Here is a 6151-nt window from a genome sequence, read left to right on the forward strand (position 1 = left end):
TTTCCGGGGAACTTAGGGAGATAGCAATTTACACCCGATGCTAGCACATTACTTTTCTAATTCATCCTAAAACTTCGTTAAAATTCCTGAGTAATCGCCCTATAATTATCTATTACGTTTTATTAAGTAATTTCAACAACATTGACACTTACGTAGCGATACGAAAGGTGCAAGCTGGAGATGGCTTCAATCCCCCTCGCACTCACAAAATAATCAGTTCCACGCGCAAGTCCTAAATATTTAGAAGCCACGGGTCAGTATAAATTATTATATAATTTTGAAAAAAAATATACTTAAAAATGAGCGGACTCATCTTTAAATTTTCAAAAATAATCATAATTAGCCATTACCAAATCATCTCCCTGCAGGCAGATGTGATATAGAATATAACCTATCTATTTTTGCGATCGCAACTTCAAACCAATGGCACGTCTAGCACTTCTGAGCACATCCAATAAAAGCGGACTAATCGACTTAGCGCGCAGTCTAGTAGAAGAATTTGAATTTGACATAATTAGTAGTGGCGGGACAGCAACAGCCCTCAAAGAAGCAGGCATCCCAGTGACCAAAGTTGCGGAATATACTGGTTCTCCCGAAATTTTGGGAGGGCGAGTCAAAACACTTCACCCGCGAATCCACGGAGGTATTTTAGCACGCCGCGATGTACCGGAAGACCTCGCAGACTTAACAGCAAATCAAATTCGGGCGATCGATCTAGTTGTAGTCAATTTGTATCCATTTGAAGAGACAATTTCTAAGCCAGGAGTTACTCTAGCAGACGCAATTGAGCAGATAGATATCGGCGGGCCGGCAATGTTGAGAGCCTCAGCTAAAAACCACGCTCATTTGACAGTGTTGTGCGATCCAGAACAGTACAATACTTATTTAAAAGAACTGCGGGAAAATGGCGGCGAAGCATCCTTAGAGTTTCGGCAAAGATGTGCGCTAGAAACCTTCAAACATACAGCAAACTACGATCGCGCGATCGCAACTTATCTCAGCAGCAGCCAATCCGCTGAAAAATCTGCGCTACCAGACGAGTTTAATTTATCAGGAAAAGAGTTGCAAACTCTGCGCTACGGCGAAAATCCCCATCAAGCCGCCTCCTGGTATCAAAGCGGAAGTACACCGACAGGCTGGACGACTAGCACCATCCTGCAAGGCAAAGAATTAAGCTACAATAATTTAGTAGATTTAGAAGCAGCAAGGCGGCTAATCGTAGAATTCCCCGACACACCCGCCGCCGCTATTCTGAAGCATACAAATCCTTGCGGCACAGCCTTGGGGACAACTATTTCTGAAGCTTATCAAAAAGCCTTCGACACCGATTCAGTCTCAGCTTTCGGCGGCATTGTCGCCCTCAACCGCCCCATTGATGCTGCTACCGCAACGGCGTTAACTCAAACATTTTTAGAATGTATTGTCGCGCCGGGGTGCGAACCAGAAGCAGAAGAAATTATCAAGAAAAAGGCGAAAGTTAGAGTATTAATTTTGCCTGATTTGACTCAAGGGCCGCCACAAACTGTTAAAGTTATTGCAGGCGGTTTGCTGGTGCAAGACTCAGATAATATAGTAGAAGAAACTAGCAAATGGCGGGTTGTTACTGAGAAACAGCCGACTGCGGGAGAGTTGGAAGAATTGCTGTTTGCTTGGAAAGTAGCGAAACACGTCAAATCAAATGCGATCGTTGTGACGCGCGATCGCACTACAATCGGTGTCGGCGCCGGACAAATGAATCGCGTCGGCTCAGTTAAACTAGCATTAGAACAAGCAGGAGAGAAAAGCAAAGGAGCGATTTTGGCTAGCGATGGTTTCTTCCCCTTCGACGATTCAGTCAAAACTGCGGCTGAGGCGGGCATAATTGCGATCGTCCAACCGGGCGGAAGTATGCGCGATCGAGATTCCATTGAAGCCGCCAACCAACTTGGAATCACAATGGTTTTCACTGATATCCGCCACTTCTTGCATTAATTAAGTTCGTAGTCTAGTAATGACATCTTAGGTATCTGTCACGAACAGGGAAGATGCCTATTCCACAAAGAGTCAATTCTCTTGTGGGGTGGGCTTCTAGCCCGCCCTCAAGCAATGATTGAATTTTTGTTCTTCCATCTTCCATCTTCCTTCTTTCTTCTCCCATCCATCCATCCGTTACATCCGTCGAGCGAATCCGTTGCCGAACTTCCTTCTTCTATAACTAACGGCTATGAATACCACAATTCAACAGCAAATTAAACCTGAAGACGTAAAAGTCAAAATCCTGCTCACTGGCGGACATCAGTGCACCGTCACGCTCAAATCTGATACACCATTATTCCACAGCCTGATCAAAACATTAGTCGATCGCACCCAACAAACACTCAGTTTTTCGCCCTTATTTCAAATCCCCATAGACGACGGGCGTTCCACCCTTTTTTTTCCCGGCGAACACCTAGTGGGATTAGTCACAGAACCCCCAATTTACTTGCAGCAACTGCAACCGCAGCAGCCAGAAATTCCCGTAGAAATTCCAGCCACAGAAATTCCCGCCCCTGCGCCGCCTGTGAATGACGATTTAATATCTCGCTACGCCCAAATAGACAACTTTTTGACCCCTGCCGAAAAGAACAAACTCCTTAAATATGTCTTAGCAAAAGAATCAGAATTTGTGAGTACCAGCACCTCAACAAATGCCGAAGATTACCGCCGTTCGATGGTACTCCACTCGTTCCCCGAATTTTCGGAACTGATGGTTAATCGTATCAAAGCAATTCTCCCCGACGTGCTGAAAAGTTTAAATATTCCGTCATTTCCCCTGGGTGAGATAGAAGCTCAGCTAACCATGCACAATGACAACAACTTTTATAAACTTCACAACGACAGTGGCTCGCCAGATACCGCCAGCCGATTTTTTACTTACGTGTACTATTTCTATCGAGAACCCAAGGCTTTTTCAGGTGGCGAGTTGCAGATTTATGACAGCAAAATTGAGAACAATTTTTATGTTGCTGACCAGACATTCAGAACCGTTGAGCCTCGCAATAACAGCATTGTATTTTTTCTAAGTCGCTATATGCACGAAGTTTTGCGAGTTAGCTGTCCCTCAAAAGCTTTTGCTGATAGCCGCTTTACTATTAACGGCTGGGTACGCAAAGCAAATTGAGGTTAATTCATAGTCCAGGACGCACTAATTACCAAATTTTGTCATTCTGAGTGAAGCGAAGAATCTCAAATTATTGCCACACCGTTACAATGCGTAAGTCCCGATATGTGAGATTTTTCACTTCCCCCCTACGCTCAGAATGACAGAATTACCTTATTCAAAACGATTTCATTCTTACTCCAGTGCTCCAGCACTTTTGAGCAATTTCACCACATTAGAATAACCCTTAAACTCAGCCAGCATTAAAGCTGTATAATTTCCCGGATTTTTGTGGTTGAGTTCTGCACCAGAATCAATTAAAATCTTTACTGCATCAGGATAACCCCGATGCGCTGCCCACATTACAGCGGTTGCGCCCGAATCATCGAGCAAGTTGACATCCGCACCTTTTTCGACTAATAATTGGACGATCGCAATATAACCGCGATCGCACGCTTTCATTAAAGCAGTTTTCCCCAAATCCGCCGGGACATTGGGATCGGCACCGCCGTCAAGCAAAGCCTTCACCGTCTCGGTATGTCCGTGAAACGCAGCCAGCGTCAAAGCCGTCTCCCCAAAGTTTTTCGCATTCAGAAAATCAGCCCGATTTGAATTTACTTTTTGCAGCAAAGCCGATACGATCGCACTATGGCCGTGAACAGCCGCCACCAGTAAAGGCGTATCGCCCAACCGATTTCTAGAACCGACACTAGCACCTCGGTTTAAGAGCAATTCCACCACATCTTCGCAGCCCTCAACCACGGCAAAATTCAAAGCAGTTTCATCATCTTTATCCTTAGCGTTAATATCCGCGCCAGCATCGAGTAAGATATGGGCGATCGCCGCATTTCCCCCAGCAGCAGCGGCCATCAAAGCCGTGCCCCCATCTCCATTTTTCACATTCGCATTAGCACCCCCACTAAGCAAAGTTTGCACCACATCAGTATTGCCGGCATCCGCAGCCAAAGTTAAAGCAGTTTCTCCGTTTTTGTCGGGAATTTCGACATCAGCGCCAGCCGCCAACAGCGCCTCGACAACTGCCAAATTTCCCGCCGTCGCAGCCAGCATCAAAGCAGTTTTGCTCTCTAGATTTTTAACATTAGCATCCGCCCCACACTTGAGCAAAATTCGCACAATTTCAGCGCTTCCTTGACGGACAGCTAAAAACAGCATAGAATTGTCAGCAACAGCACCCGCATCCACCAAAGCTTTTACAACAGCTAGATGACCGGATAAAGCAGCTATTTTCAGAGCTGAATCTCCATCTTTATCTTGGACATTTACATCAGCATTAGCATCAAGTAACATCCGCACAACATTGATATCGCCCTTCAGAGAAGCCGCCATTAAAGCCGTACTTCCATCATCATTTTTAGCATTAACATCAGCACCTGCAGCCAACAACAGCCGCACAGAGTCAGCTTGTTTGTGAGCCGCCGCCAGCATCAAAGCTGTCAAGCCAAAACGCCTGCTCACATGATTGACATTAGCGTCATTGTTTAGTAGAGTACGCACGATTTCTGTATAACCCTTTTGGGCCGCAAACATCAAAGCCGTCGTCCCCTCAGAGTCTTTGGCGTTAGCGTTAACATTCTTAGCGAGTAAAGCTTGGACGTGAATAATGTTGCCAGTCTTGGCGGCTTGAATCAATACAGCGTCTTGTTTAGTGGCAGGCATAATAGTCTCTCATACCGTATATTTTTACCGTCGCACGAGACGGCCAGACTGGTATGCTAAGTTTTATGAAGTATGTTTGCTAATCCTCAGAACACTATGAATCTCGAAATTCCTCAGTCAGTGAAAGTTTGGAGCCAATTCATCCACCCAGTTTTAATGTGGGTACTGCTGGCTATCTCATTTTATGCTTTGTATCTGGGCATTCAAATCCGACGTACCAGAAGTGCGGAAGGCGAACTCAAAAAAGAGTTAATTAAGGGCAAATTCAGCATCAAGCACCACCAGATGGGTTCTTTGCTGTTAGCCTTGATGGTTACGGTGGCGATCGTCGGGATGGGTGTCACCTACATCAACAACGGCAAGCTATTTGTCGGCCCGCACTTGCTAGCAGGGTTGGGAATGATGGCCTTAATTGCGATCGCAGCCTCGCTGACTCCTTTGATGCAAAAAGGCAGTGATTGGGCGAGAAACACTCACATCTTTCTGAATATTGTGCTTTTGGGGCTGTTTGGCTGGCAAGCGGTATCAGGCGTGGAAATCCTGCAAAGAATTATCAGCAAAATGTGAGGATTTGGGTAAGATTGCTAATTGCTAATTGCTTTAGGGCGATTAGTGATTAGCAATTAAATTGTGATATTTTTTAGTTGTTTAATAGCCAAGCTTTCCTTTGGATGATATAATAGAATAAAGTTAAACTGAGCGAACAAATTATAAGATTAATTAGGGAGCTTTTTCAAATCAAAAGAAGGAAAGCCATGCTAGAAAACCTGATCAAATACTTTGTCTACGCAACAAAAGGCTATATTACAAAAATGCAGTTAATCAAGTTTTTGTACTTAGCCGATCTTTATGCGGTCAAATGGACAAACAAGCAGCTTACTGATTTAGATTGGCGTTTTTATCACTATGGGCCTTGGAATGAAGGCATAGACGCTGCTTTAAATCAAATGAATGGCAAAGAGATTTTTCAAGAATCTCAGGGAAAAATTATATTCATCAGACTTGGTGAGAGAGCAGGTAATGTGGATGATTTAAAGTTACCTTTAGGTCTGAAGCTCATGCTTGACAACATCAGGAGAGAATGGGCGGGTGCAGGAGAGGATAAACTGGATCAGTTACTAGAATATGTCTATAACACTGCTCCCATGCTTGAGGTTAGATATAGCCACCAACCAGAGGAACAGGTGAGACTTAATCTGTACAAAGAAAGAGAAAAGTTAATGAGTGAATTGGAGTGAGCGAGTGGCTGGACAAAAACCGCGTCAAGGTTGGATTTATTGTAATTGCTCAACTAGGGGAAAAAAGGGAGCCATGAATAGAGAGGGCTTGTTGAATAGCTTGATAAGCAGTTAAGCC

General features: G+C 44.5%; 5 protein-coding genes. 4 read left to right on the forward strand and 1 reads right to left on the reverse strand.

The window, feature by feature from the left end; translation table 11 throughout:
- Positions 1–423: 423 nt before the first annotated feature.
- The gene (gene purH, locus QUA42_RS16150) at positions 424–1971 is read left to right on the forward strand and encodes a bifunctional phosphoribosylaminoimidazolecarboxamide formyltransferase/IMP cyclohydrolase (protein WP_333138155.1); all 1548 of its coding nucleotides are present in this window, start codon (positions 424–426) and stop codon (positions 1969–1971) included.
- Positions 1972–2203: 232 nt separating this feature from the next.
- A complete protein-coding gene (locus QUA42_RS16155) occupies positions 2204–3139 on the forward strand; it encodes a 2OG-Fe(II) oxygenase (RefSeq protein WP_333138156.1) in 936 nt (311 codons plus the stop codon).
- A 174-nt stretch (positions 3140–3313) separates the two neighbouring features.
- Here QUA42_RS16155 and QUA42_RS16160 read toward each other — a convergent pair whose 3' ends face one another.
- On the reverse strand, positions 3314–4795 hold the full coding sequence (locus QUA42_RS16160; protein WP_333138157.1) for an ankyrin repeat domain-containing protein: 1482 nt from the start codon (positions 4793–4795) through the stop codon (positions 3314–3316).
- Between the two features lie 96 nt (positions 4796–4891).
- Here QUA42_RS16160 and QUA42_RS16165 point away from each other — a divergent pair, with 96 nt between their 5' ends.
- Both QUA42_RS16165 and QUA42_RS16170 read left to right on the forward strand, forming a co-directional pair.
- Positions 4892–5362, forward strand: coding sequence for a DUF4079 domain-containing protein (locus QUA42_RS16165; protein ID WP_333138159.1), 471 nt, complete (start codon positions 4892–4894; stop codon positions 5360–5362).
- 188 nt (positions 5363–5550) lie between these two features.
- Positions 5551–6033, forward strand: a complete 483-nt coding sequence (locus QUA42_RS16170; protein WP_333138161.1) for a type II toxin-antitoxin system antitoxin SocA domain-containing protein — start codon at positions 5551–5553, stop codon at positions 6031–6033.
- Positions 6034–6151: the final 118 nt, after the last annotated feature.

Origin of the sequence: Microcoleus sp. Pol11C2, assembly GCF_036701505.1 — a bacterium.
In the GTDB taxonomy this organism is placed as follows: Bacteria; Cyanobacteriota; Cyanobacteriia; order Cyanobacteriales; family Microcoleaceae; genus Microcoleus.

Coding starts and splice junctions, on each gene's coding strand:
- QUA42_RS16155 (WP_333138156.1), top strand. CDS start 2,204: ATGAATACCACAATTCAACAGCAAATTAAACCTGAAGACGTAAAAGTC.
- purH (WP_333138155.1), top strand. CDS start 424: ATGGCACGTCTAGCACTTCTGAGCACATCCAATAAAAGCGGACTAATC.
- QUA42_RS16170 (WP_333138161.1), top strand. CDS start 5,551: ATGCTAGAAAACCTGATCAAATACTTTGTCTACGCAACAAAAGGCTAT.
- QUA42_RS16160 (WP_333138157.1), bottom strand. CDS start 4,795: ATGCCTGCCACTAAACAAGACGCTGTATTGATTCAAGCCGCCAAGACT.
- QUA42_RS16165 (WP_333138159.1), top strand. CDS start 4,892: ATGAATCTCGAAATTCCTCAGTCAGTGAAAGTTTGGAGCCAATTCATC.